Source organism: Dyella sp. (genome assembly GCF_035508675.1).
In the GTDB taxonomy this organism is placed as follows: domain Bacteria; phylum Pseudomonadota; class Gammaproteobacteria; order Xanthomonadales; family Rhodanobacteraceae; genus Dyella_B.
In genome coordinates, this window is record NZ_DATJMN010000297.1 from 1 (window position 1) to 23,495 (window position 23,495).

Annotated in this window: 20 protein-coding genes; 11 read left to right on the forward strand and 9 right to left on the reverse strand. The window is 62.6% G+C overall.

Translation table 11 applies throughout. The annotated features are described in order from the left end of the window. The 3 genes from VMA74_RS15755 to VMA74_RS15765 all read left to right on the forward strand — a co-directional run. Positions 1-519 (forward strand): MFS transporter (locus VMA74_RS15755; protein WP_325368638.1); only part of this gene is annotated, 519 nt, incomplete at its 5' end. Positions 520-1,056: 537 nt separating this feature from the next. Continuing rightward, positions 1,057-1,440, forward strand: coding sequence for a type II toxin-antitoxin system RelE/ParE family toxin (locus VMA74_RS15760; RefSeq protein ID WP_325368640.1), 384 nt, complete (start codon positions 1,057-1,059; stop codon positions 1,438-1,440). After that, positions 1,424-1,726 (forward strand): DNA-binding transcriptional regulator, encoded by a 303-nt coding sequence (locus tag VMA74_RS15765; protein ID WP_325368642.1) that lies wholly within the window; start codon positions 1,424-1,426, stop codon positions 1,724-1,726. Before VMA74_RS15760 ends, VMA74_RS15765 begins: the two co-directional genes overlap by 17 nt. A 75-nt stretch (positions 1,727-1,801) precedes the next feature. On the opposite strand, the gene dcp is transcribed toward VMA74_RS15765, so the two are convergent. From dcp to VMA74_RS15805, 8 genes are all read right to left on the reverse strand, one after another. Beyond that, the gene (gene dcp, locus VMA74_RS15770; RefSeq protein ID WP_325368644.1) at positions 1,802-4,012 is read right to left on the reverse strand and encodes a peptidyl-dipeptidase Dcp; all 2,211 of its coding nucleotides are present in this window, start codon (positions 4,010-4,012) and stop codon (positions 1,802-1,804) included. 120 nt (positions 4,013-4,132) lie between these two features. Then, positions 4,133-5,233 (reverse strand): glycosyltransferase, encoded by a 1,101-nt coding sequence (locus VMA74_RS15775; RefSeq protein WP_414649621.1) that lies wholly within the window; start codon positions 5,231-5,233, stop codon positions 4,133-4,135. A gap of 30 nt (positions 5,234-5,263) precedes the next feature. Continuing rightward, positions 5,264-6,406, reverse strand: a complete 1,143-nt coding sequence (hpnH, locus tag VMA74_RS15780; protein WP_325368647.1) for an adenosyl-hopene transferase HpnH — start codon at positions 6,404-6,406, stop codon at positions 5,264-5,266. 116 nt (positions 6,407-6,522) lie between these two features. Continuing rightward, positions 6,523-7,122, reverse strand: coding sequence for an isopentenyl-diphosphate Delta-isomerase (idi, locus tag VMA74_RS15785; protein WP_325368649.1), 600 nt, complete (start codon positions 7,120-7,122; stop codon positions 6,523-6,525). Beyond that, entirely contained in the window at positions 7,115-9,397 is a 2,283-nt protein-coding gene (locus VMA74_RS15790) for a hydroxymethylglutaryl-CoA reductase, degradative (RefSeq protein WP_325368651.1), read from the reverse strand. The genes idi and VMA74_RS15790 overlap by 8 nt, the downstream gene beginning before the upstream one ends. Positions 9,398-9,481: 84 nt before the next feature. Next, the gene (locus VMA74_RS15795; RefSeq protein WP_325368653.1) at positions 9,482-10,582 is read right to left on the reverse strand and encodes a hypothetical protein; all 1,101 of its coding nucleotides are present in this window, start codon (positions 10,580-10,582) and stop codon (positions 9,482-9,484) included. Beyond that, entirely contained in the window at positions 10,579-11,607 is a 1,029-nt protein-coding gene (gene mvaD / locus VMA74_RS15800) for a diphosphomevalonate decarboxylase (RefSeq protein ID WP_325368655.1), read from the reverse strand. Before mvaD ends, VMA74_RS15795 begins: the two co-directional genes overlap by 4 nt. Before the next feature lie 50 nt (positions 11,608-11,657). Further along, the gene (locus VMA74_RS15805; protein ID WP_325368657.1) at positions 11,658-12,212 is read right to left on the reverse strand and encodes a DUF2147 domain-containing protein; all 555 of its coding nucleotides are present in this window, start codon (positions 12,210-12,212) and stop codon (positions 11,658-11,660) included. Positions 12,213-12,294: 82 nt separating this feature from the next. On the opposite strand from VMA74_RS15805, the gene hpnI reads away from it, so the two are divergent. From hpnI to VMA74_RS15830, 5 genes are all read left to right on the forward strand, one after another. Beyond that, positions 12,295-13,449, forward strand: a complete 1,155-nt coding sequence (gene hpnI, locus VMA74_RS15810) for a bacteriohopanetetrol glucosamine biosynthesis glycosyltransferase HpnI (protein ID WP_325368659.1) — start codon at positions 12,295-12,297, stop codon at positions 13,447-13,449. Between the two features lie 65 nt (positions 13,450-13,514). Further along, positions 13,515-14,942, forward strand: a complete 1,428-nt coding sequence (gene hpnJ / locus VMA74_RS15815; protein WP_325368661.1) for a hopanoid biosynthesis associated radical SAM protein HpnJ — start codon at positions 13,515-13,517, stop codon at positions 14,940-14,942. Positions 14,943-15,121: 179 nt separating this feature from the next. Continuing rightward, complete coding sequence (gene hpnK, locus VMA74_RS15820) at positions 15,122-15,961, forward strand: hopanoid biosynthesis-associated protein HpnK (protein WP_325368663.1); 840 nt, start codon at positions 15,122-15,124, stop codon at positions 15,959-15,961. Next, a complete protein-coding gene (locus VMA74_RS15825; protein ID WP_325368665.1) occupies positions 15,958-16,980 on the forward strand; it encodes a flippase-like domain-containing protein in 1,023 nt (340 codons plus the stop codon). The genes hpnK and VMA74_RS15825 overlap by 4 nt, the downstream gene beginning before the upstream one ends. Positions 16,981-16,992: 12 nt before the next feature. Further along, on the forward strand, positions 16,993-17,997 hold the full coding sequence (locus tag VMA74_RS15830; protein ID WP_325368667.1) for a ferritin-like domain-containing protein: 1,005 nt from the start codon (positions 16,993-16,995) through the stop codon (positions 17,995-17,997). A 77-nt stretch (positions 17,998-18,074) separates the two neighbouring features. Here the strand turns inward: VMA74_RS15830 and hpnA are convergent, their stop codons facing one another. Further along, positions 18,075-19,055 carry a hopanoid-associated sugar epimerase gene (hpnA, locus tag VMA74_RS15835; protein WP_325368669.1) on the reverse strand — a complete coding sequence of 327 codons (981 nt, stop codon included), beginning with the start codon at positions 19,053-19,055 and terminating at the stop codon, positions 18,075-18,077. 357 nt (positions 19,056-19,412) lie between these two features. On the opposite strand from hpnA, the gene VMA74_RS15840 reads away from it, so the two are divergent. The 3 genes from VMA74_RS15840 to VMA74_RS15850 are packed head-to-tail and all read left to right on the forward strand — an operon-like array spanning position 19,413 to position 23,292. Then, positions 19,413-20,585 carry a phytoene/squalene synthase family protein gene (locus tag VMA74_RS15840; RefSeq protein WP_325368671.1) on the forward strand — a complete coding sequence of 391 codons (1,173 nt, stop codon included), beginning with the start codon at positions 19,413-19,415 and terminating at the stop codon, positions 20,583-20,585. Then, on the forward strand, positions 20,582-22,567 hold the full coding sequence (gene shc, locus VMA74_RS15845) for a squalene--hopene cyclase (protein WP_325368673.1): 1,986 nt from the start codon (positions 20,582-20,584) through the stop codon (positions 22,565-22,567). Before VMA74_RS15840 ends, shc begins: the two co-directional genes overlap by 4 nt. Beyond that, on the forward strand, positions 22,564-23,292 hold the full coding sequence (locus VMA74_RS15850) for a purine and other phosphorylase-like protein, family 1 (RefSeq protein ID WP_325368675.1): 729 nt from the start codon (positions 22,564-22,566) through the stop codon (positions 23,290-23,292). Before shc ends, VMA74_RS15850 begins: the two co-directional genes overlap by 4 nt. Positions 23,293-23,495 lie beyond the last annotated feature (203 nt).

The following is a 23,495-nucleotide window of genomic DNA, read 5'->3' on the forward strand; positions in this document are numbered from 1 at the left end:
CAAATGTGGTTTACCGCGATCGTCGGCCTGACCAACGTGCTGGCCACCTTCATCGCCATCGCCCTGATCGACCGCTGGGGTCGCAAGCCGATCCTGTACACCGGTTTCGCCGTGATGGCCGTGGGCCTCGGTGTGGTCGGCAGCCTGATGGGCACCGGTTCGCATGGCATGCAGATGTTCGCCGTCGTCATGCTGCTGGTGTTCATCGTCGGCTTCGCCATGTCGGCCGGTCCGCTGATCTGGACGCTGTGTTCGGAAGTGCAGCCATTGAAGGGCCGCGACTTCGGCATCGGCTGCTCCACCATGACCAACTGGATTGCCAACATGGTGGTTGGCTTCACCTTCCTCTCCCTGCTCAACAGCTTCGGCCACACCAACACGTTCTGGCTGTATGCGGGCCTCAACGCCGTGTTCATCGTGCTCACCTTCTGGCTGGTGCCGGAAACCAAGGGCGTGACGCTGGAGCAGATCGAACGCAACCTGATGAGCGGCAAGCGGCTGCGCGATATCGGCAGCTGATCGCACCGCAAAAGCAGGCGCTCTACAACGTCTTCCGGCCGGCGCAATGCCGGCCGGTTACAACACAGCAAGGCAGATCGAGACCAACAACGGACTGCCGCCGCAGCAGTGGCTGCTTGATTGAGCGCGTCGCCGCTCCTGTGGTGATGGCGCCAGCCATGGCCAATATCTATTCATCGGGCCGCCATACGCATACATAAATTATTGTATTTCAAGGTATTTGATTTGAAATATCTATTCATGCATCTATTCACGCACTGCGCGGCACACTGCCTCAGTGGCAGGCCGCCGCAGCGTGGGCGACGACGTTCTGGGAACGCGTTGTCGATCATCCAGAGATCAATGTCAACTTTCGAGCGATCGTCGGCGACAACTGCATAAAGCTTGTTCGCTTGCGCGAACGGTTCGGATGATTCGCACATAACCGACATCAGGCGGAGAAAACGCCCTATACATTTTGTTGTAACTCCGTCTGGACACCACACCGCCAGCGTTGGAAAACTATGCCCGTATCGGGTATAGTTTTTGGAAGCCAAGATGGCGCGCATTCTCAAGCGAAAGGACTTTGCACGATGGCTGTCGGACGAGAAACTCCCCGACGCAATCTTATGCAAGGCAGTCAAGGAGATGGAGAGCGGTTTGATCGACGCGGACTTGGGAGGCCTCCTTTACAAGAAGCGGATTGCCCGTCCCGGGGGCGGCAAACGCGGTGGCTACCGCACGCTGCTGTCGGCCAGGATCGGTAGCCGCTACGTGTTCCTGCATGGTTTCCCCAAGAACGACAGGGCAAACATCACGCACGACGAAAAAAAGGCATTGCAGTTCGCCGGCAAGGTGTTTCTGGCGCTGTCCGCCGAGGCTTTGTCGAAGGCGTTGCAGTCGGGCGTGTTATTCGAGGTGCATTGTGAGCAAGATCATTGAAAGCCTGCGAGATGACCTGACCGCGCTCCACCAAGCGGGCGCGATCAGCAAGGTGACGATGCGCCAGTTCGACGCGATCTGCCCATCGCCGGTGCGGGAGTTCAGTGCTGCCGACATCAAGCGTCTGCGCGAAACCTTAAAGTTCAGCCAGCCTGTGTTCGCCCTTCATTTGCACACATCTGCCTCGACCGTACGCAAGTGGGAGCAAGGCGAAACCCATCCCACTGGGCCTGCCCTCAAACTGCTCAATGTCATCGCTGATAAGGGCTTGCAGGCAATTCTCTGACGCCTGATCACGAAACCCTCGCCGCTACGCCCCATAGAAAAAGGCCGGCGAAATGCCGGCCTTTTTTGTTCCCGCTTATTTCGCCGGCGCTTGTTTCAAGCCACGATGGATCAGCATCGGCTCGATGCTCGGGTCCTGGCCGCGCCAATCCTTGTACAGCTTGGCGAGTTCTTCGGTGTTGCCGCGCGAGAGGATCATGGCGCGGAAGCGATCGCCGTTTTCGCGCGTCAGGCCGCCGTGCTGCTGGAAATCTTCGAAGGCATCGTCGGCGAGCATCTGCGTCCACAGGTAGGCGTAGTAGCCGGCCGCATAGCCGTTGCTCCAGATGTGCAAGAAGTAGCTGGAGCGGTAGCGCGGCGGCACGTAGGAAAGGTCCACGCCGTCTTTCTTGAGCGCGGCCGCTTCGAATGCATCGGCGTCCTGCTTCGGCTGGTCGGCGGTGAGCATATGCCAGTTCATATCGAGCATGGCTGCCGCCACCAGCTCGGTCATGTCGTAGCCCTTGTTGAAGAAGCGCGCCTTTTTGATCTTGTCGACCAGTGCCTGCGGCATGGGTTCGCCGGTCTTGTAGTGCTTGGCGTAATTGGCGAACACCTTCGGATCGAACGCCCAGTGTTCGTTGAACTGCGAGGGAAATTCCACGAAGTCGCGCGCCGTCTGCGTGCCGGACAGCGTCGGGTATTCTTCATCGGCGAAGATGCCGTGCAAGCCGTGGCCGAACTCGTGGAACATGGTGATCACGTCGTCAGTCGACAGCAGCGCCGGCTGGCCCGGTGCGGGCTTGGTGAAGTTGGCGACGTTGTAGATCACCGGCTTGGTGCCGAGCAGCTTGGACTGCTGCACGAAGTTGTCCATCCACGCGCCGCCGTTCTTGTTGTCGCGTTTGAAGTAGTCACAGTAGAACAGCGCCAGCGACTTGCCGTCCTTGTCGAATATTTCGAACACGCGCACGTCCGGGTTGTAGACGGGAATGTCCTTGCGCTCCTTGAAGGTGAGGCCGTAGAGCTGGTTGGCGGCGTAGAACAGGCCGTTCTGCAGCACGTTGTCGAGCTCGAAGTACGGCTTGATCTGCGACTCGTCGAGGTCGTACTTGGCTTTGCGCACCTCCTCGGCGTAATGCTCCCAATCCCACGGTTCAAGCTTGAAGCTGGGCTGCTTGAGCGCGGCCTGGTCCTTGTCGATCTGCTTCTGGATGTCGGCGGCTTCCGCCTTGGCGCGTGCGACGGCTGCCGGTGCGAGCTTCTCCATGAAGCTCATCACCGTTTCCGGCGTCTTGGCCATCTGATCCTGCAATGACCACGCGGCGTAGTCGGGGAAACCGAGCAACTTGGCTTCCTGTGCGCGCAACTGCGCGATACGCTCGATGACGTCGCGGGTGTCATTGGCATCGCCCTTTTCGGCGCGCGTCCACGAGGCTTCGAACAGCGCCTTGCGGGTATCGCGATCGGTCAGGTCCTGCAGCAGCGGTTGCTGGGTGGTGTTCTGCAGAGTGAGTACCCACTTGCCATCGAGGTGACGATCCTTCGCCGCTTGCGCCGCAGCGGCGATGTCCTCGTCGGAAAGGCCGGCGAGCTTGCTCTTGTCGTCGACGACCAGCGCACCGTCTTTCCCGGCGGCCAGCAACTTGTTGTTGAACTGCGCTTCCAGTGCGGCTTCTTCCTTGTTGTAATCCTTGAGCTTGGCCTTGTCGGCGTCGGACAGCTTGGCGCCGGCCATCACGAACTGGCGGTAGACCACGTCGATCAGACGCTGCGATTCCGGATCAAGCTTGAGTGAATCGCGCTGGTCGTAGACCGCCTGGATGCGTTGGAACAGCTTGTCGTTGAGATGGATCGCATCTTCATGCGCAGCCAGCTTGGGGGCTTCGTCTTCCTGCACCTTCTGCAGGGCGTCGTCGGTGTTGGCGGCCGTGATGGCATTGAACACCGCCATTACGCGATGCAGCAGCACACCGGTTTTTTCCAGCGCCACATAGGTGTTTTCGAACGTGGGCGGCTCGGGGTTGTTGGCGATCTTCTCGACTTCTTCCAATTGCTGCTTCATGCCCTCTTCGATCGCAGGCTGGTAGTCGCTGTCCTTGATCTTGTCGAACGGCGGCGCCTGGTAGGGCAGCGTGCTGACGGTGAAGAACGGATTGCTGGCCGGCGCTTCCGCGACTGCGGCCGTGGACGGCTTGGCGGGCGCGCTGCCGGCCGCGGCTGGCGCTTGGCCAGCTTCGTTGTGGGATTGCGAACAGGCGGCGAGTGCGACAGACATGGCGATCGCAAGTAGACGGAAACGAGGCATGAATGCTCCCCAAGCGTGGGCCGCCCTAAGGCAGGCGAGTGAAAGTCCAGCACCCGACTTTAGCCACAGCGCTCCCATCTTCCAAGCCTGCCGGACGGCATAGAGGCTGCGCGGAGCGCGTCAAGTGCTATAGGTACGGTCCTTCCAGCGCGAACGCACGCCGCGCCAATAGCGAACGGCCGAGCTCCAGGTCATGCCTAGATAAAGTACGGCGGCCAGCGGCAGCAGGAGCGCCCAGATCAGGCGCATGTGGTAATAGCGCAGCATGGGCAGGTAGCTGAGCATCATGGCCCCCAGGGCGATGACCCCCAGGCGCCAGGTTGACGTGGACACCAGCAGCACAAATGGCAGGCCGTAGGCGACGACAAAGAGTACCGTCACGACCAGCAGCAGCAGGGTGGAGTAACCAAGCTGGGTGAAGGCGGAGCGGGCCACCATGTCGTGGATGGAACCCAGGCTACCGTACGGGCGCAGGCTGACCACGTCGCGGCTGAGGCCCAGCCAGGTGCGGTAGCCAGCGTTCTTGACCTGGCGCGCGAGCGTGCAGTCGTCGATCAGGGCGTTGCGCAGGCTGGCAAATGCGCCAGCGCGCTGCAGCGCTTCGCTGTCGACCAGGATACAGCCGCCCGCAGCAGCCGCCACCAGGCGTGAGTCCGAATTGGAAATGGCGAAGGGGTAGATCAGCTTGAAGTAGTAAACAAAGGGCGGCAGCAGCAGGCGATCCCAGAAGCTGGTACGGCGCAGGTCAGCCATCAGCGAGACGAACTGGCGGTTATCGCGCTGCTTGTGTGCCAACAAGGCTGGCAAGATGCCAGCCTGCAGCTGGATATCGGCATCCAGCAGCAGCGTCATCGGCGTATGCACGTGCGCCTTGCCCTGTTCCAGCGCCCACAACTTGCCCGCCCAACCCTGCGGCAGCGGCTGTCCGCTGATCAGGCGGACGTTCGGGAAGGAAGCGGCGATCTTCGCTGTGTCGTCGGTGGATTGATCGTCGACGACGATGACCTGCAGGCCGGTGCCTTGCGCCTGCAGGCCGGACAAGGTGAGGCCGATGACATCGGCCTCGTTGCGTGCAGGAATCAGTACCGTGATCTGGCTGAGATCGACCGATCCGGCATGCGGATCGGCCTCGATGCGTTCACGCGTACTCCAGGGCCGCCACGGCACAAGCAGCAAGCCCAGCCACATCAGCGCCGGCAGCGACGCGGCAACCCATCCCACTATGCCCATCGTTGTCGACGCTTTGAGTGTTTAATGATTCGCTTCGGTACTCGTTTCAGCGCTGCGGCGCTGGATCGAGCTGATCGGAATGTGGATCGCGGTAGCGTCGGCGCGATTGCCGTATTTCACCGGCAGATCCGGCGCCATCGGGCCATCGGTGCGCGGACCGAACATCGACACCTTCAGCGCCTTCAGCGGGTGCGCGAACATGTCGTCCACCGCCGTGCCTTCGAAGCCGCAATGCGCCATGCAGTTGTCGCACTTGGGATTGATGCCGACGCCGTACTTCTCCCACTCGGTGTCTTCCATCAATTCCTTGTAGGACTTGGCGTAGCCTTCATCCACCAGCAGATAGCAGGGCTTCTGCCAGCCGAAGATGTTGTACGTCGGGTTGGACCACGGCGTGCACTGGTACGCCTGGTTGCCCGCGATGAAGTCCATGAACATCGCCGACTGGTTGAACGCCCACTTGCGCTTGCGTTCCTTGCCGATCTTGAAGATGTCGCGGAACAACTGCTTGCTCTCGGAACGACCCAGGAACACGTCCTGGCTCGGCGCGTGCTGGTAGCTGTAGCCCGGCGACACGGTGATGCCTTCCACGCCCAGCTCCATCGCGTAGTCGAAGAAGTCGGCGACTTCTTCCGGCGCCTCGTTATTGAACAGCGTGCAGTTCACGGTGACGCGGAAGCCCTTCGACAGCGCGAGCTTGATGGCCGTCACGGCCTTCTCGAACACGCCATCCATGCACACGGATTTGTCGTGCTGCTTCTCCAGGCCGTCGAGGTGCACGGACCAGGTGAAGTACGGCGACGGCTTGTATTCGTCGATATGCTTGGGCAACAGGATCGCGTTGGTGCACAGGTAGATGAACTTCTTGCGCGCGATGATGCCTTCGACGATCTTCGGCAGATCCTTGTGGATCAGCGGCTCACCACCGGGAATGGACACCACCGGTGCGTCGCACTCGTCGACCGCGGCCAGTGCCTGTTCCACGCTCATGCGCTTCTGCAGGATTTCCTTGGGCTGATCGATCTTGCCGCAGCCGGCACAAGCCAGATTGCATTGGAACAACGGCTCCAACATCATCGCCAGCGGGTAGCGCTTCTGACCGCTCAGCTTCTTCTTGATGATGTATTGAGCGATCGTGGTTTGCTGAATAAGAGGGATACCCAAGGGATTTCTCCGGAATGTCAGGACGCCTGCACTGCTATGGCGTTTAAAAAGCTTAACTGTTCGGTACAGTATACGTCACCTGGGCGGGCACTACGGTCTCCAGTCCCGCCCGGCCGTTAACCTTTTAGTGGCGAAAACACGTCCGGGTGTTCGCGGCGAATCCGTTCCCACTCGATCTTGAACCAGGGCGTGAACGCCTCCGGCGTGGCCGCCATCTCAGCGTCAAGCGCGTCGGGGGCGATGTAGCGCAAGCCGGAAATCTCGTTGACGTTCACCGTCGGCGCATCGTCGCTGCGGCCGGCGTACACCCAGCACAGCTCGTGCTCAGCGCCGTCCGCATCGAACTGCGCCTGATACTCGAACTTGAACAGGTAGGTCAGTTCACACGCCAGGCCAAGCTCTTCCTTCAGGCGCCGGTGAATGGCGGTGCCCACCGTCTCGCCACGGCGCGGATGGCTGCAGCAGGTGTTCGACCAGAAACCCGGCCACAGACGCTTGCCCGGCGCGCGCTGCTGCAACAGCAGCTCGCCCTTGGCGTTGAAGACGAACAGCGAAAACGCGCGATGCAGCGTGCCGTTGCCAACGTGCGCAGCAGCCTTGTCGAGGAAGCCGACATCGCGGTCGTCGTGATCGACCAGGATCAGCGGCTCATCGTCGAACGACACCACTTCGTTCGAATCGCGCCACTCCTGGCGCTCCAGTTCTGTGTTATCCAATGTCGACCTCCATCGCCTGGTAACCGGCGTCGCGAATCGCGGCGGCTACCTTTTCGCGGTTTTGCGGGCACAGCGCCACGATCGAACCGCCGCCACCGCCACCCGTGAGCTTGGCGCCCATCGCGCCATGTTCGCGTGCGATCTGCACCAGTTCTTCCACCTCCCAGCTCGATACGCGCAAAGCGTTGAGCAGGCCGTGGCAGATGTTCATCAGATCGCCGAGACGTTCCAGATCGTATTGCTGCATGGCTTCCACGCCCTGCAGCGTGAGCGAGTCGATCTGCTGAAAGATGCCGTCGTACAGCACCGGATTGCGCTGCCATGCCGTGCGTACCTTACCGACCGTCACCGCGGTAAGGCTTTCCTTGCCGCTGATACCGATCACCAGCGGAATGCGCTTGGGCAGATGCAGTTCGCGCACCATCGGCGGCTCGCCCTTCTTGCTGGCGCGTTTGTACAGCAGCGGCTTGCCGTAGGTGGCGACGGTATTGTCGATGCCGGAGGCGGAGCCATGCGCCACTTCTTCGCAACGGAACGCGAGCGCGTTGATCTCCTCATCGGAGAGGCCAAGCTTGTAGTGCTGTTCGAGCGCGCGAATCACTGCCACGGCCATCGCCGCCGAACCGCCCAGGCCCATCGCACGCGGCACGTTCGGGAACACTTCGATGCGCATCGAGCGATCTGTCAGCTGCAACTCGTCAAAGATGATGCCGAGCGAGCGCTGGAACGAATCGCGATGCGCCGGATCACGGTGCAGGCGGTATTCCACGCCCCAGCGCGGAATGAACATGTCGACGCCGCCGGACTTGGTGTCCTGCGCTACCGCGCGTACGGCCAGCGGCACGGGGGCGGCGACGGCATGGCTGCCATACACCACCGCGTGTTCGCCGAGCAGAATGATCTTGCCATGGCCGCAAGCGCGATGATCCACCGCCGGTTGCTCACTGGTGGTTACCGGCACGCCACGCGATTCCTTGCGCACTTGATCGACGATCTCCTGCGCCTTCCAGATCTTGATCTCGCCCGTTTCCACCAAGCGCTCCACGACCGTATCGAAAATTTCCGGCGTGGCGCCTGCCGCCACGGCAACGCTGCGTGCATGCAGGGTCATGTGGCCTTGCTGGATACCCTCGGTGACGAGTGCGCGCAAAGCGGAGAAGTTCTGTGCGAGACCGACCGCGCCCATGATCTCGGCGAGCTCGCGCGCGGTCTTGACGCCGAGCAGGCGCAGATTCAAGGCAACCGTAGCGTTCGATTGCAGCGGACCACCGACGGTACCGACCTTCATCGGGATGTCCAGCTCGCCAATCAGTTCGCCCTTTTCGCCCTTGTACCAGCGCGTGAGCGAGGTGTAACGACCGCCGCGCGCAGCATACGCATGGGCAGCCGCTTCGATGGCGCGCCAGTCGTTGCCGGTGGCCAGCGCCACGGCATCGACGCCATTCATGATGCCCTTGTTGTGCGTGGCTGCACGGTACGGGTCGATGCTGGCGAATTCATTCGCGAGCATGATGCCATCACGCACTTCCTCGCCCTCGAAGCCCTTGCCGGTGAGCTGGTCGGCCGGAATCACGCAGCGTGCGCGGATCATGGACCGATCGGTGAGGTTGGAAAGAATGCGCAGGAACACCCGTCCGCCGGTCATCGTTTCCACCAGCGAGGCAATGCCTTCGCACATGGTGTTGACGAGGTTGGCGCCCATCGCGTCGCGCGTATCGACCAACAGATGCACCACCAGCATGTCGCCGCCTTCAGGGCGCGGATGCACGTGCACTTCCAGATCCTGCGCACCGCCGCCACGCGCCACCATCTGCGGATGCAGGCTGTTGGCGAGGTTGAGCAGTTCGTCCTTGCGCTGAAGCAGCGTGGCCTTAGCGTGCGCCAGATGCGGCACGTCCACCACCTGCACCTGGCCGATCAGCACTGGCTCGGTGCTTTCGACGGTGAAGCCGCCCGTGCCTCGCACCAGCTTGGCCGCCGACGACAGGGCCGCCACGATCGAAGGCTCCTCCACCACCAGCGGAACGATGTAGTCGCGGCCATTGACCAGGAAGTTGAGACCGAGGCCCACCGGCAATCCCATCACGCCGACGACGTTCTCGATCATCTTGTCGGCTTTGTGGATCTTCAGCGTGTGCTCGCCGGAGACGAGCGCTTGATAATCCTCGGCAGACAACCAGCCACGCTCATGGATGATGCGTACACGGTCGGATACCGAGAGTTTGTAGAAGGCGGGAAATCGGGACCGCTCAGCACTCGAAGATTCGGCGCTCATAGCCTTAAGCACTCCGTGGTAGGTCGAAAGTCACATGCGCTTTGGTCACGGGGTTGCGTACTGCGTGTAAGCCAAGAGCAGTGATCACGTCAAAATCCTTGCTGCGGGAGAGGGCGCATCTAGCTGCATATGGCAACTCACTCCATGGGAATCAAGTCCCAAGGGGACGACGTGCATACCTCGTGACACAATGGCGCGTTCAAATGTCGCCAACCTTTCCGGGTCTTCGGCAAACACGACACCGAAGTCGCCGCCCGCGCCGCAAGGCTTATAACTGACCTCCGTACCGGAGGCCATATCGGCCAGCTGTTTTTGTGCAGGCGAATAGATTTCCAGCCCGCACGCGGCGGCGAAATGCTGCAAACCCAAGGCATAATCCCGCGTAAGGCCGATGAAAGATTGCAGCCGTCGCTGTTTCCATGCATCGATCGCCGCAGCGGAAACGGCCCCTAGTTCATTCATGTGCGCGGCATAGTCGCTTGCATGGGCCTGGCGCCATTGCGCCAAACGGTGCAATGAATCGCTGGTCGACACTGACAGCCCTGACCATACGAACAGGCAATGCAAGCCATCCGCGGACATGGTTTCATACGTGGGCTCGCGCGCAGCGCCTGCCAACTGGTAACTGATCAGGCCACCCGCCACGCTGGCGGCCACATCCACGCCGCTGCCACGGCCGCCTTGCCAACCACCATGCATATGCAGCAGACGGCGCATCCATTGCGGGCGATCGGTCATGGCATCGCCATGACCTGCATAGGTCGCTATGGCCGAAGCAAGCGCCACTGTCAGCGCCGCACTGGAACCGAGTCCCAGCTTGGAGCGCACGCCGCCATCGGCATGGAAAAAACCGGACGTATCCAGTTGCAGATCGAAACCCGTACCGGCAGCAGGAGCAAGCCCCTCGCGCAGCATGCCCCGCCACACGTGATCGACCAGGGTGAGCTTTGCCTGGGTCGCTTCATCGAGCTGCCATTGCAACGCGCCGTCGTCACCTATGCATGCCTGCGCCTCGCTGATGCCGAGGTCCGGTGCACTGACGTTGCATAAACGATCGGCACGTGCGGACATGCGTACCTTGGCGCGGCGATCAACCGCAAGCACCATGGCGCGCGCGCCCTCCAATACGGCGTAATCGCCCAGCAGCACCAGCTTGGCGGGCGCCTCGGCAATGACGTCCATCATGCCTCCACGCGATCCATGGCGATCGTGCGCACCCCTTCGCCGAGGCCGGTATCGAGCACTTCGAGCACGCCCGGCACATCGCGCAAGACCGCTTTTACCTGCTCGATGGCGGATGGCGCACACACTGCCTTGAGCTGCGGACCGGCATCGACGGTAAAGAACACCGGCACGCCTTGTTGACGCAAGGCACGCACGCGATGCATGCATTCCACCGTGGCGCCGTTCCAGTACAGCAAGCCTGGCTGCGCGGCCAACGCCAGCGCATGCATCTTCAGGCAGCTGTATTCGGAGATGCTGGCGAGCGCATCGAAATCGCGCGCACGAATCGCATCACGCGCCACGCTCAGGTCGGCTTCCTGCGTATCGATCCATGCGGACTGATAGGGCGAGGTTTCCGCCGTGCGGCGCATGCCCTCGGTGGAGCCCACCTGCTTGGCCGCGGTCGAGGTAATCGCCACCGCCACACGCAAGGGCCATGCACTGGCATCCAGCAACGGACGCGCGACCGAATCGGTGCCATCGGCCAATTGGCCGTGCGCCCATTCCACATAGCCGCCGAAGATCGAGCGCGCCGCCGAACCCGAGCAGCGGCGCGCCAGTACCGATTGTTCTTCCGGGCTCAGCGCCAGATTCAAGGCACGCGCACCGGCATGCACCAAGGCTGCAAAACCGGAAGCGGAAGAAGCCAGTCCGGCTGCGGTAGGGAAGTTGTTGCGGCTTGCGACCTCGGCACCATGATCGACACCGGCACGCGCACGCAGCAGGTCGAGGCACTTGGTGATGCGCCTGGCTTCGGCTTCATCACTGCGGCCATTGAGGCTGACGCGATCGCCCTTTTGGCCCGGCACGAAACGGACGTCCGTGCGCGTCCACAAGCTTTCCAGGGTGATGGAGATGGAACCGACGACAGGCAGGTTCAGCGCAACATCGCGCTTGCCCCAATACTTGATCAGGGCGATGTTGGGTTGTGCCTGGGATGCAGCACGCAATTCACCGGATGCATCGGTGCGTGATTCGCGGTTCATGACGTCTCTTTGGGGAAAGGGAGCTCGGGTAATGCTTGGGCACCGGGACTTTAAATATCCGGTGTATCCAACACGAAAGGCCGTTCACCTGGAGCGGGCTTTCTCATGGTGACCCGGCTCCATACGGTACTGCCGCCGAACAGGCTGATGCCGATGTAGCCGTGCAATTGCAGCCGGTTCAGGCTGCGCAGCCGAACCCAGCAATTATAAGTGCGGCCATCGTCCGAGTTATAGACATGGCCGTGTTCCCACCTTTCATCCTCAGGGTTGAACTTCAGGCCAGTGAGCAACCGCAGCCCGGTCAGCGGCCGCGAACGCAGGGCCGGATTGGGGTTGTGGATATCGGTCACGATCTTGCCGTTGAGCGCCGGGCCATCTTCGGGGCCGTAGGTGTCGTGCAACTGCCACAGGATATAGCCCTGGTATTGGTCGCCCACCTGCTCGATGTGGATGACCGCATCACGGCTTTTCACCAGCCAGTCGCCGACGATGTCGGAAGGGGCCGGCGCATAGACGACCGTGCCATCCGCCATCGCCTGGCCAGCCAGCCCCCATAGCAGCAGGCAGGCCAGCACGCCCAGCCATGTACAGCGAGCCAGCCTCACCGCACGGCCTCTTGCACAGCGGAGGCATAGCCCCCATTTGTGCGCGCTTCATGTCGACGGATTGCCGGTAGCATTGACATTTATGTCCTCGAACGGATGGGTCGACACCTTGCTCCATGCACTAGGCATCGCGCTCGCATTGGCCGCGGCAGGCTATGCCTGCATCGCGCTATGGGCCGTGATGAAAGGATTGCGAAAGACGCGCCGAGTTCCGCTGCCTGCCGGCTCGCCGCAGCCGGTGAGTGTACTGAAGCCGCTGCATGGTGCCGAGCCCAGGCTGTACGAGAACCTGCGCAGCTTCTGCCTGCAGACGCATCCGGACTATCAACTGGTGTTCGGCGTACGCGACCCGGATGACCCCGCCATTGCCGTGGTCGAGCGCCTGCGCCGGCAATTCCCGCAACGTTCCATCGCGCTGGCCATCGACCCGCGCCTGCATGGCGCGAATTTCAAGGTCAGCAACCTGCTGAACATGCTGCCGCATGCGCAGCACGATCTGCTGGTGCTGGCCGATGCCGACATTTACGTGGAGCCCGATTATCTGGCGCGCGTCACCGCGCCGCTGGCGGATCCTGGTGTGGGCATCGTCACCTGCCTGTACTACGGCATCCCGGGGCCTTCGCTCTGGTCGCGGCTGGGCCGTCTATTCATCGACGACTGGTTCGCACCTTCCGTGAGGCTTTCCAACACGTTCGGCTCCACGCGCTTTGCGTTTGGCTCCACCATCGCCCTGCGTCGCGATGCGCTGGAAACCATCGGTGGCTTCGAGGCTTTGCGTGACATGCTGGCGGACGACTTCTGGCTGGGCGAGCTGACCCGCCGCGCCGGATTGCGCACCGTGCTGTCGGAAGTGGTGGTCGGCACGGATGTCAGCGAAAGCAACCTGAAAGATTTGTACTCGCATGAACTGCGCTGGCTGCGCACCATACGCTCGATCGCGCCGGCCGGTTTTGCCATGACTTTCGTGTGCTTCACGTCGCCCTTGCTGTTGCTTGGACTGCTGCTGGCGCCCGGACCGATCAGCGCCGCCTTGGCCCTGCTCGGTGGCGCCGCGCGGGTTTTGCTACACTTTTTACAGCGGCGCATCAGCCATCAAGCCTTCGCCTGGCATGAGGTCCTGTTGATTCCCCTCCGCGACGCCTTATTACTGATGGAATGGGCAACTGCCCTGGCCGGTTGGCAAGTAAGATGGCGCGGGCAGGTACTGCACGCACGAGGCGACGGTTCAGCGCCGTAGACCAAAAATATCTGAACTATCTGCTGTCCACGGGCACCATGACCGCCCCGCAGGAGTCATTCGTAATGAAAACGCTTTTTCTGCAAGCTCCTTCCTTCGATGGCTTTGATGGCGGCGCGGGTTCGCGCTACCAGGCCAAACGCGAGATCAAGAGCTTCTGGTACCCCACCTGGCTGGCCCAGCCGGCGGCGATGGTGCCCGACTCGCGCGTGCTCGATGCGCCGGCCGACGAGATCTCGGTGGAAGACAGCCTGAAGATCGCCGAGGGCTACGACCTGGTGATCATCCACACCAGCACGCCATCGTTCCCCACCGACGCCAAGTTCGCCGAGCTGCTCAAAGAGCGCAAGCCGAACGTGCTGATCGGCCTGGTCGGCGCCAAGGTCGCGGTGGACCCTTCCGCTTCGCTCACGGCTTCCCCCGCGATCGATTTCGTGGCGCGCGAAGAGTTCGACTACACCTGCAAGGAAGTGGCCGAGGGCCGTCCGTTCGAAAGCATCACCGGCATCAGCTACAAGCTGGCCGACGGCACCGTGCAGCACAACCCGCCGCGCGCGATGATCGAGAACATGGACGACCTGCCGTTCGTGGCGCCGATCTACAAGCGCGACCTCACCATCAACAACTATTTCATCGGCTACCTCAAGCATCCGTACGTGTCCATCTACACGGGCCGCGGCTGCCGCTCCAAGTGCACGTTCTGCCTGTGGCCGCAGACCGTCGGCGGCCATCGCTATCGCACCCGCTCGGCCGCCAACGTGCTGGCCGAGGCGAAGTGGATCAAGGAGAACATGCCCGAAGTGAAGGAGCTGATGTTCGACGACGACACCTTCACCGACAGCTCCAACATGGAGCGCGTGCACGACATCGCGCGCGGCCTGGGTGCGATGGGCTGGACCTGGTCCTGCAACGCGAAGGCGAACGTGCCGTACGAGTCGCTGAAGATCATGAAGGAAAACGGCCTGCGCCTGCTGCTGGTCGGCTATGAATCGGGCGACGATCAGATCCTGCACAACATCAAGAAGGGCCTGCGCACCGACATCGCGCGCCGCTTCACCCAGGATTGCCGCAAGCTGGGCATCACCATCCACGGCACCTTCATCCTCGGCCTGCCGGGCGAGACGAAGGAAACCATCGACAAGACGATCCAGTACGCCAAGGAAATCAATCCGCACACCGTGCAGGTGTCGCTGGCCGCGCCGTATCCGGGCACCACGCTGTACAACCAGGCGGTTGAAAACGGCTGGCTGAAGGAGAACGAAGCCGTCAACCTGGTCAACGACAAGGGCGTGCAGCTCGCGCTGATCGAGTACCCGCATCTGTCGAAGCAGGAAATCTTCCACGGCGTGGAGAAGTTCTACCGGGCCTTCTATTTCCGCCCGTCGAAGATCTGGGAAATCGTCAAGGAAATGCTGTCGAGCTGGGAAATGATGAAGCGCCGTCTGCGCGAAGGCGTGGAGTTCTTCCGCTTCCTGCGTGCGCACGAGGCGTAATCCTCGCTCTATTGCGGGCATGGCCATCCACTCGACACACAGCGCCATGCCGCATGCTTCCTTGCCGCCATTCCCGCGAAAGCGGGAATCCATTTCGGGTGTTCGCCCAAGATGGACTCTCGCTTTTGCGGAAATGACGGCGAGTTTTCCGAACCAAGCCGCGGCGTTCGAGCCCTTCCATGACATCACGCTCCGAACCAGTTGAACGCCCGCGCCTGATCGTCACCGCCGACGATTTCGGCCTGCATGAAGCCGTCAACGAAGCCGTCGAACGCGGTTACCGTGACGGTGTGCTGCGTGCCGCCAGCCTGATGGTGGCCGCGCCGGCGGTCGCCGATGCCGTCGCGCGCGCCAAACAGAGCCCCGGCCTTGCCGTGGGTCTGCATCTGGTGCTTGCCGATGGACGCGCGATGCTGCCGCCCACGCGCATTCCCGACCTGGTCGATGCAAAAGGCATGTTCAATTCGAACATGGTCGGCAACGGCTTTCGTTTCTTCTTTCTGCCACACGTGCGCCGCCAGCTGGCCGACGAAATCCGTGCGCAGTTCGAGGCCTTTGCGGCCACCGGACTCAAGCTGGATCATGTCAACGCGCACAAGCATTTCCATCTGCATCCCACCATCCTGAGCATGATGCTGGCCATCGGCCGCGAGTACGGGCTGCGCGCCATCCGCCTGCCGGCGGAGCCGGGCATGGGTCCGTGGCTGCGCCCCTGGCTGGCACTGATGCGCTGGCGTCTCGCGCGTGCCGGCGTTGCCTACAACGACCACGTGTTCGGCCTGCGCCACAGCGGCGGCATGGATGAGGCGGTGATGCTGGCGATTCTCGAACAATTGCCCGATGGCCTGTCGGAGGTTTACCTGCACCCTGCCTCACACGGCCATATCACCGAAAGCATGGCCGATTACCGCCACGCCGACGAACTCGCTGCGCTGCTGTCGCCACGCGTGCGTCAGGCCATCGCCGAGCGTTATCACTTGTGCGACGGCTTTTCTGACCCGGCGGCCATCGCAGCATGAGCATGAAGCTCCTCAGTTATATCGCCGGCCTGCTCGGCCTGGCTGTCGCCATCGCCCTGGTGGCTCACCAGGGCTGGGGAGAAATTGCCACAGCGATCGACCGGGCCGGCTGGCCGCTGCTATGGTTGTTGCCGTTCCACGTGCTGCCGTTGCTGTTCGATGTGCTCGGTTGGCGCGCGCTGCTCGCACCGCGCGATCCGCATCGGCAGGCGACGCTACCGTTCCTGTTCTGGGTGGCCGCGGTTCGCGAAGCCAGCAACCGTCTGCTGCCGGTGGCGAACATCGGCGGCGAGATCATCGGCATCCGCCTGGTGAAATGGCGTGGCATTGGCGGTGCCGCCATCGCGGCCAGCGTGATCATGGAAGTGCTGCTCACCCTGGTGAACCAGTATCTGTTCACCGCACTCGGCATCATTTTACTGATCGAACTGACCAGCAATATCAGCGCCTTCAGCACGGTGCTCTCCGCCCTGGCGGCCAGCGTACCGCTGCCGATCTTCCTGATCGTTTTGCTGCGCCATGGCAAGGTTTTCTCGCGCCTGGAAGGCTTCGCCGAGAAGATGCTGGGCGGCCGCTCAAAACTGACCGAGCTGATCGATGGCGCCAATCTGGACCAGGAGATTCGCGAACAGTATTCGCGCCCGTTGCGCCTGATAGCCGCCACCGGCTGGCAGTTCGTGGGCTATGTAGTGGGCAGCTTTGAAACTTGGCTGGCGCTGCATTTGCTCGGCTATCCGATCAGTGCGTGGGACGCGATTGCCATGGAAGCCGTGACGCAAGCATTGCGCCATATCATCTTTGTCGTGCCGGCCGGCCTTGGCGTACAGGAAGGCGGCCTGGTGCTGTTCGGCAACATCATCGGCCTGCCGCCGGAAGCCAGCGTGGCGCTGTCGCTGGTCAAGCGCATGCGCGAAGTGGGATTCGGCCTGCCGGCACTGATTTCCTGGCAATGGGCCGAAGCGCGGAGGCTATATACGGATTCCTCTGCACGCGCCGGCTCCGGTCAACCGCCCATTTGAAGAGAAACTTTCATGACGTTCGAACGCGAGGCCTTTGACCCGGAAGCCCTGGTGCCCGGCTATCACGAACCGGTACTGCCCACGGGCGAGCCGGATGCCGCCACGATTGCCGCCTCCGAGGCACGCACCCGGCACTGGTCGAGCAGCCGGCAAGGCAAGCGCCTCAAGTACGGCACGGACGAGCACAAGCAGATGATGTGCCGGATGTTCGTGGAGACCTTCAACCCCTATCGCCCGTCCGTGCTGAAGTGGCCGACCCTGGACGATGCCGCCCTGCATCGCATCACCTCGTTGCCGATCTGGGACATCGCCGTGCAGACCGAAGGCAAGGCGCGATTGCGCATGGCCGCCTACGCGCGCACCGTCACCGATCCACAGATGCGCAATGCGCTCGCGCAGAATGCATGGGAAGAGAACCGGCACAAGGAAGTGCTCTCCAAAATGGTGCAGCACTACGGCATTCCCCTCGTGCCGGAACCGCCGTATGAATATCCGAAGGACCCGGAGTGGGCCTACCTGGTCACCGGCTACAGCGAATGCATCGACAGCTTCTTCGCCTTCGGCCTGTTCAAGGTGGCGCACGACTCGGGCCTGTTCCCGCCCGAGCTGATCGACACCTTCGAGCCGGTGATGCAGGAGGAATGCCGGCACATCCTGCTGTTCGCCAACTGGGTGGCCTGGCATCGCCGCAACCTCAATCTGTTCCAGCGCATCGCGTTCGAATGGAAAGTGTTTCGCGTGTGGTGCTTCCTCGGCATGGAACGCATGGACCTGGCCAAGAGCCTGGACGCCGAGGGCAACGAACACGCGCAGGACAACAACTTCACCGTGACCGGCGCGCAGTCGGTCACGGAACAGGATCTCAGCGTGGCGAAACTGATGGCGACCTGCCTCAGTGAAAACGATCGGCGTTTCGCCGGCTATGATCCACGCCTGCTACGGCCGACGACGATGCCGTTCCTGGTGAAGTGTGCGTTGCCGGTGTTGAAGTTTTTCGACCGGCGCAAGCGTAAATAGAACCTGCCATCTTGCACGGCCGTCATTTCCGCTTTCGCGCAATGACGGCCGTGCAGGTTGTTGAGACGTGGACAGCTTCAGCGCGACTGCTGTTGAAACCACCGCACCGCATCCTCCAACGCCAAACGCGCCGGACGCGCCGTGTAACCCAGCTCACGCTGCGCCTTCGCGCTGCTGAAGAACATGCGCTTCTTCGACATGCGCACCTCTTCCACCGTGGCGATGGGCGGCATGCCGGTGAGGCGCGCCCAGGCTTCGGCAACGTAGGCCACCGGCATTACCGCAGCGTGCGGCAAACGCACTTTCGGCGGCGAGCGTCCGGCGATGTCGGCAATCTCGGTAAGCACCTCGCGCAGGCTCATGTTGAAGCCGCCGAGGATGTAGCGCTCGCCGACCACGCCGCGCTCGTACGCCAGCCAGTGGCCCTCGGCCACGTCTTCCACGTGCACGATGTTGAGGCCGGTATCGACGTAGGCCGGCAAGCGTCCGGCCATTGCATCGCGCACGATGCGGCCGGTGGGCGTGGGCTTGATGTCGTAGGGGCCGATCGGGGTGGACGGATTGACGATCACCACTGGCGCGCCTTCCTGCGCAAACTGCCTGGCCACTTCCTCAGCCAGGAACTTGGAGCGCTTGTAGTGGCCGATCATGTCGTCCACCCTGACCGGCGTGGTTTCGCTGCCGGGCGTGCCGTCCTTGGGAATGCCCAGCGTCGCCACGCTGCTGGTGTAGACGATGCGCTTTACCCCGACGCGCGTGGCCGCTTCCAGCATGGCGCGCGTGCCATCCACGTTGGCGCGGTACAGCTCCGCCGGATCGGGCGCCCACAGGCGGTAATCGGCTGCCACATGGAACAGCGCATCACACTCTTCGCAGGCGGGCAGCAGGCTGGCCGGCTTGGTGAGATCGCCCTCCGCCACTTCCACATCCAGGCCCTGCAGGTTGCGCCGATCCGAGCCTGCGCGCGCCAGCACGCGTACACGATGGCCATCGCGTAACAGTCGTCGCGCCACGGCCGAGCCAACAAAACCGGTGGCGCCGGTAACCAGCGCCCTCACGATGGCCTCAGCTGGCTGGCGCTCGAACGTGTGCAAACAGCGCCGCGCGCAGTCGAAAAAATCGGGGTCGTCATCCGGCAATTATGGATGAAAATACTTCGACCGATGCGCGGCCTTTCATCCTGCTTTCCTTTCGTCTGCATTTCAAAGTGAGGTGTCGGCACTTACCCTGTCATCGTGCAGGCTTGTTCAAGCACCTGATGTGCTTCAGCATATTGCGATGCCCACCCCACCCCGCCAGCCCCAAGCCAGCGTGTGCATACTGCATATGGCACTTTCCCGCACGGCCGTATCAACTGCCGTTCCGGATTCGTCCCCGTACGGGTATGTCATAATTCCGGCGCTCGAGGCATACCCATGATCGAATCACACAATGCCACCGCCGGTACCGGACGCGGGGAGGCCGATACCTATCAGGACGCGATCCTGCCTAAGGTATCTCGGACTTTTGCGCTGACCATCCCGCAGCTCCCGCCGGAGCTGCGGCGCGCGGTTGCGAATGCGTATCTGCTATGCCGCATCGCGGACACCATCGAAGACGAACCGGTGTTCTCCGCCGAGCAGAAGCGCGCCTTCGAAAACGCCTTCGTCGATGCGGTCACCGGCGACGTCGATCCCCAAGAGGTCGCAGACGAAGTCGCGCCCCTGCTTTCCAGCAGCACGCTGGATGCAGAGCGCGACTTGATGAAGCAGTTGCCGCTGGTACTGGAAGTCACGCGCAGCCTCTCGCTCCCGCAGCAGGCTTCCATCGTCAAATGCCTGCGCATCATGTCGCACGGCATGCATGATTTTCAGCGCAAGGCCGGCCTGCATGGCCTGCCCACGCTGCATGACCTGGATCGCTATTGCTACTGCGTGGCTGGTGTGGTCGGCGAAATGCTCACCGAGCTGTTCGTCGATTTCGAGCCGCTGCTGGCCCCGCACCGCAACACCATGCTGCGCCTGGCGGTGTCGTTCGGCCAGGGCTTGCAGATGGTCAACATCCTCAAGGACCAGTGGGAAGACCGCGCTCGCGGCGCCTGCTGGCTGCCGCAGGACATGTTTGCACGCCATGGCGTGAAGCTCGCCAGCTTGCAGGCCGGCAAGCAGAATGCAGGCTACGCGGCCACCATGTCCGAACTGGTTGGCGTCGCGCATGCGCATCTGCGCCAGGCGCTCGAGTACACCCTGCTGATTCCTACCAAGCATGCTGGCATTCGCCGCTTCTGCTTGTGGGCAACCGGCATGGCCGTGCTGACACTGCGCAAGCTGCAGCAGAATCTCGACTTTTCTGCCGGCACGCAGGTCAAGATCTCGCGCAAGGACGTCGCCCGCACCATCCTGATGACGCGCCTGCTGTGCAAGTCGAATGCGGGCTTGCGCTGGCTGTTCTCGGTGACCGCGCGCGGCTTGCCGCTGACGCCGCTGGCGACCGAATGGAGCGAGCCCTCCACCCCGGCCCGTACCTGGCCGAAGCGCTCCATCCCGCACATTGCCGATGCCGCTGCCTGGCGCGAGTCAGCCGATGTAGAAGAAGCACGACACCGATGAACCCGTCCACGCCCAAGACCGCCGTTGCCTCCGACGATCTGACCGCTGACGCTCTGTTTGCACCTGCCAAGGGCAGCACGCTGGATCAGGCGATCGAACGCGGTCGTACCGCGTTGCTGGCGCGCCAGCACAACGACGGCCACTGGTGCTTCGAACTGGAATCGGACTGCACGATCACCGCCGAATACATCCTGATGATGCATTACATGGATGACATCGACGACGTGCTGCAGGCGAAGATGGCGCGCTATCTACGCGCCACGCACGTCAAGGACGGGCACGGCGGCTGGCCGCAATATCACGGTGGCGACATCGATCTGTCGTGCACGATCAAGGCGTATTACGCGCTCAAGGCAGCCGGCGACGATCCCGACGCCGAGCACATGCGCATCGCGCGCAAGGCGATTCTTGCGCATGGCGGCGCCGCCAAGGCCAACGTGTTCACCCGCATTCTGCTGGCGCTGTTCGAACAGGTGCCGTGGCGTGCCACACCGTATGTGCCGGTGGAAATCATGTTGCTGCCGCGCTGGTTTCCCTTCCACATCGACAAGATTTCCTACTGGGCGCGCACCACGCTGGTGCCGCTGACCATTCTCTGCTCGTTGAAGGCGAAGGCGGCCAATCCGCGCAAGGTGCATATCCGCGAGCTGTTCGTCACGCCGCCGGAACAGGAGCGCCATTATTTCCTGCGCGGCGGTCTGTTGAACCGCGTCTTTCTCGCGCTGGACAAGATGGGCCGCGCCATCGACCCGTTGATTCCAAAGTCGGTGCGCCAGCGCGCGGTGAAGAAGGCCGTGAACTGGTTCATGCCGCGCTTGAATGGCGAAGACGGCATCGGCGCGATCTTTCCGCCGATGGTCAACAGCCTCGAAGCGATGACGCTGCTCGGCTACCCGATGGATCATCCCGCGCGGCAGACCTGCCTGCGTTCGATCCAGAAGCTGGTGGTGCATCGCGCGGACGGCTCGGCGTATTGCCAGCCCTGCGTCTCGCCGATCTGGGACACGGTGTGGAGCGCACTCACGCTGATGCACACCAGCGACGATGCACAAACGCAAGGCGCCATCGACAGCTCCATCGACTGGCTCGTTTCCAAGCAGGAACTGGACTTGCAAGGTGACTGGGCAGTGCGCGCACCGGATCTCAAGCCGGGTGGCTGGGCGTTCCAATACAACAATGCGTATTACCCCGATATCGACGACACCGCGGTGGTTGTTGCACTGCTGCACATCCAGGATCGCCGCCGCGGCGAACCGGGTCGGCACCGCCTGAATACCGATCGCGCCGCAGACTGGATGATCGGGCTGCAATCGAAGAACGGCGGGTTTGCCGCCTTCGATGCGGACAACACGTATTACTACCTCAACGCGATTCCGTTCGCCGACCACGGCGCCCTGCTCGATCCGCCGACCGAGGATGTATCCGGCCGCGTCGTCGCGGCACTGGGCGTGCTGGGGCGCCCGCAGGATCGCGAAGCACTGCGCCGCTGCATCGACTACCTGCGCACTACGCAGTTGGAAGACGGCAGCTTCTGGGGCCGTTGGGGCAGCAACTACATCTATGGCACCTGGAGCGTGCTGGCCGGCCTGGCGCTGGCCGGCGAGGATCCCAATCAGCCGATGATCCGCAAGGCCGTCCAATGGCTGCGCTCGTGCCAGAACGCCGACGGTGGCTGGGGCGAGACCAACGACAGCTACATCGATCCTGCCTTGCGCGGGACCCATGGCGGACTGAGTACCTCGCAATCCACCGCATGGGCCTTGCTCGCACAGATGGCGGTAGGCGAAGTGCGTTCGGAATCGGTCCGTCGCGGCATCGAGTTCCTGCTTGCCCACCAGCAATCCGACGGTTTCTGGTCCAACCCCACGCACAATGCGCCGGGCTTCCCGCGCGTGTATTACCTGAAGTATCACGGCTACACCGCGTACTTCCCGCTGTGGGCGCTGGCGCGCTACCGCCATCTGCGATCGGCTGCGGCTTGAGTTCAGCGCAAGCCATCCGCACCACCGGCATCGTCGTCGCGCTGGCATCCGAAGCCGGCACGCTTGGCTCGCACACCGCCAGGCCTGGCCACATCACTGCCCTGACCGATGGCGCGGCGCTGCAGCTCAGCGGCATGGGTCCGGCCGCCGCCCGGCATGCCGCAGAAATGCTGGCCGACGCAGGTGCCGCCGCGTTGGCGGTGTTCGGCGTGGCCGGTGCACTCAGTCCGCAGCTGCGCAATGGCGCGCTGTTCTGCCCGGAGCGCGTGCTGGATGAAGACGGCCACGCGTACGGTACCGATATGGAATGGCGCATCCGCCTGCAGCAGCAACTCGCCATGACCCTCCACATGCAGGGCGCCCTGCTCAGTGTGGCCTCCCCTTTGCTGACGGCCGCGACCAAAGCGAACGCTTATCGGCAGTACGGCGCACTGGCCGTGGACATGGAGAGCGCCGCCGTTGCAGCGGTGGCGCAGCAGCGCGGGCTGCCGTTCCTCGTGCTGCGCGCCATCGTCGATGAATGCGCGGACACGATTCCCGCGGCACTGAACGGTAGCGTGGATGCATGGGGACGCCCGCGCCTGCTGCGCCTGCTGGCCGCCATCTGCCGGCATCCGTCGCTGTGCGGCGAACTGCCCCGACTATACTCACGCATGCAAACAGCCACACAGGCGCTGCGCACCGTCGCCACCGCGATGGGACCGAGCCTGGGCTGGCATCGATAAGCTTTTCGAATCGCCGCGAGCGCGGCAACGTTTTAGGAGAACCCTCCATGTCCCCGCGTCATCGTCTTGGATCGTTCCTGCTTGCCGCTGCCTGCACGTTGGTTAGCGTGGCCGCATCCGCCCACGCCATCCTGGTCGACAGCTCGCCCAAGCCGAACGGTACGCTTACCGCCGGCCACGTGCAGATGGTGTTCAAGTACAAC

What these genes read in the sequence shown, in the direction of transcription:
- VMA74_RS15760 (WP_325368640.1), top strand. Translation starts at nt 1,057, where the DNA reads ATGGCGCGCATTCTCAAGCGAAAGGACTTTGCACGATGGCTGTCGGAC.
- dcp (WP_325368644.1), bottom strand. Translation starts at nt 4,012, where the DNA reads ATGCCTCGTTTCCGTCTACTTGCGATCGCCATGTCTGTCGCACTCGCC.
- VMA74_RS15790 (WP_325368651.1), bottom strand. Translation starts at nt 9,397, where the DNA reads ATGAGCGCCGAATCTTCGAGTGCTGAGCGGTCCCGATTTCCCGCCTTC.
- VMA74_RS15795 (WP_325368653.1), bottom strand. Translation starts at nt 10,582, where the DNA reads ATGATGGACGTCATTGCCGAGGCGCCCGCCAAGCTGGTGCTGCTGGGC.
- mvaD (WP_325368655.1), bottom strand. Translation starts at nt 11,607, where the DNA reads ATGAACCGCGAATCACGCACCGATGCATCCGGTGAATTGCGTGCTGCA.
- hpnI (WP_325368659.1), top strand. Translation starts at nt 12,295, where the DNA reads ATGTCCTCGAACGGATGGGTCGACACCTTGCTCCATGCACTAGGCATC.
- hpnJ (WP_325368661.1), top strand. Translation starts at nt 13,515, where the DNA reads ATGAAAACGCTTTTTCTGCAAGCTCCTTCCTTCGATGGCTTTGATGGC.
- hpnK (WP_325368663.1), top strand. Translation starts at nt 15,122, where the DNA reads ATGACATCACGCTCCGAACCAGTTGAACGCCCGCGCCTGATCGTCACC.
- VMA74_RS15825 (WP_325368665.1), top strand. Translation starts at nt 15,958, where the DNA reads ATGAGCATGAAGCTCCTCAGTTATATCGCCGGCCTGCTCGGCCTGGCT.
- VMA74_RS15830 (WP_325368667.1), top strand. Translation starts at nt 16,993, where the DNA reads ATGACGTTCGAACGCGAGGCCTTTGACCCGGAAGCCCTGGTGCCCGGC.
- VMA74_RS15840 (WP_325368671.1), top strand. Translation starts at nt 19,413, where the DNA reads ATGATCGAATCACACAATGCCACCGCCGGTACCGGACGCGGGGAGGCC.
- shc (WP_325368673.1), top strand. Translation starts at nt 20,582, where the DNA reads ATGAACCCGTCCACGCCCAAGACCGCCGTTGCCTCCGACGATCTGACC.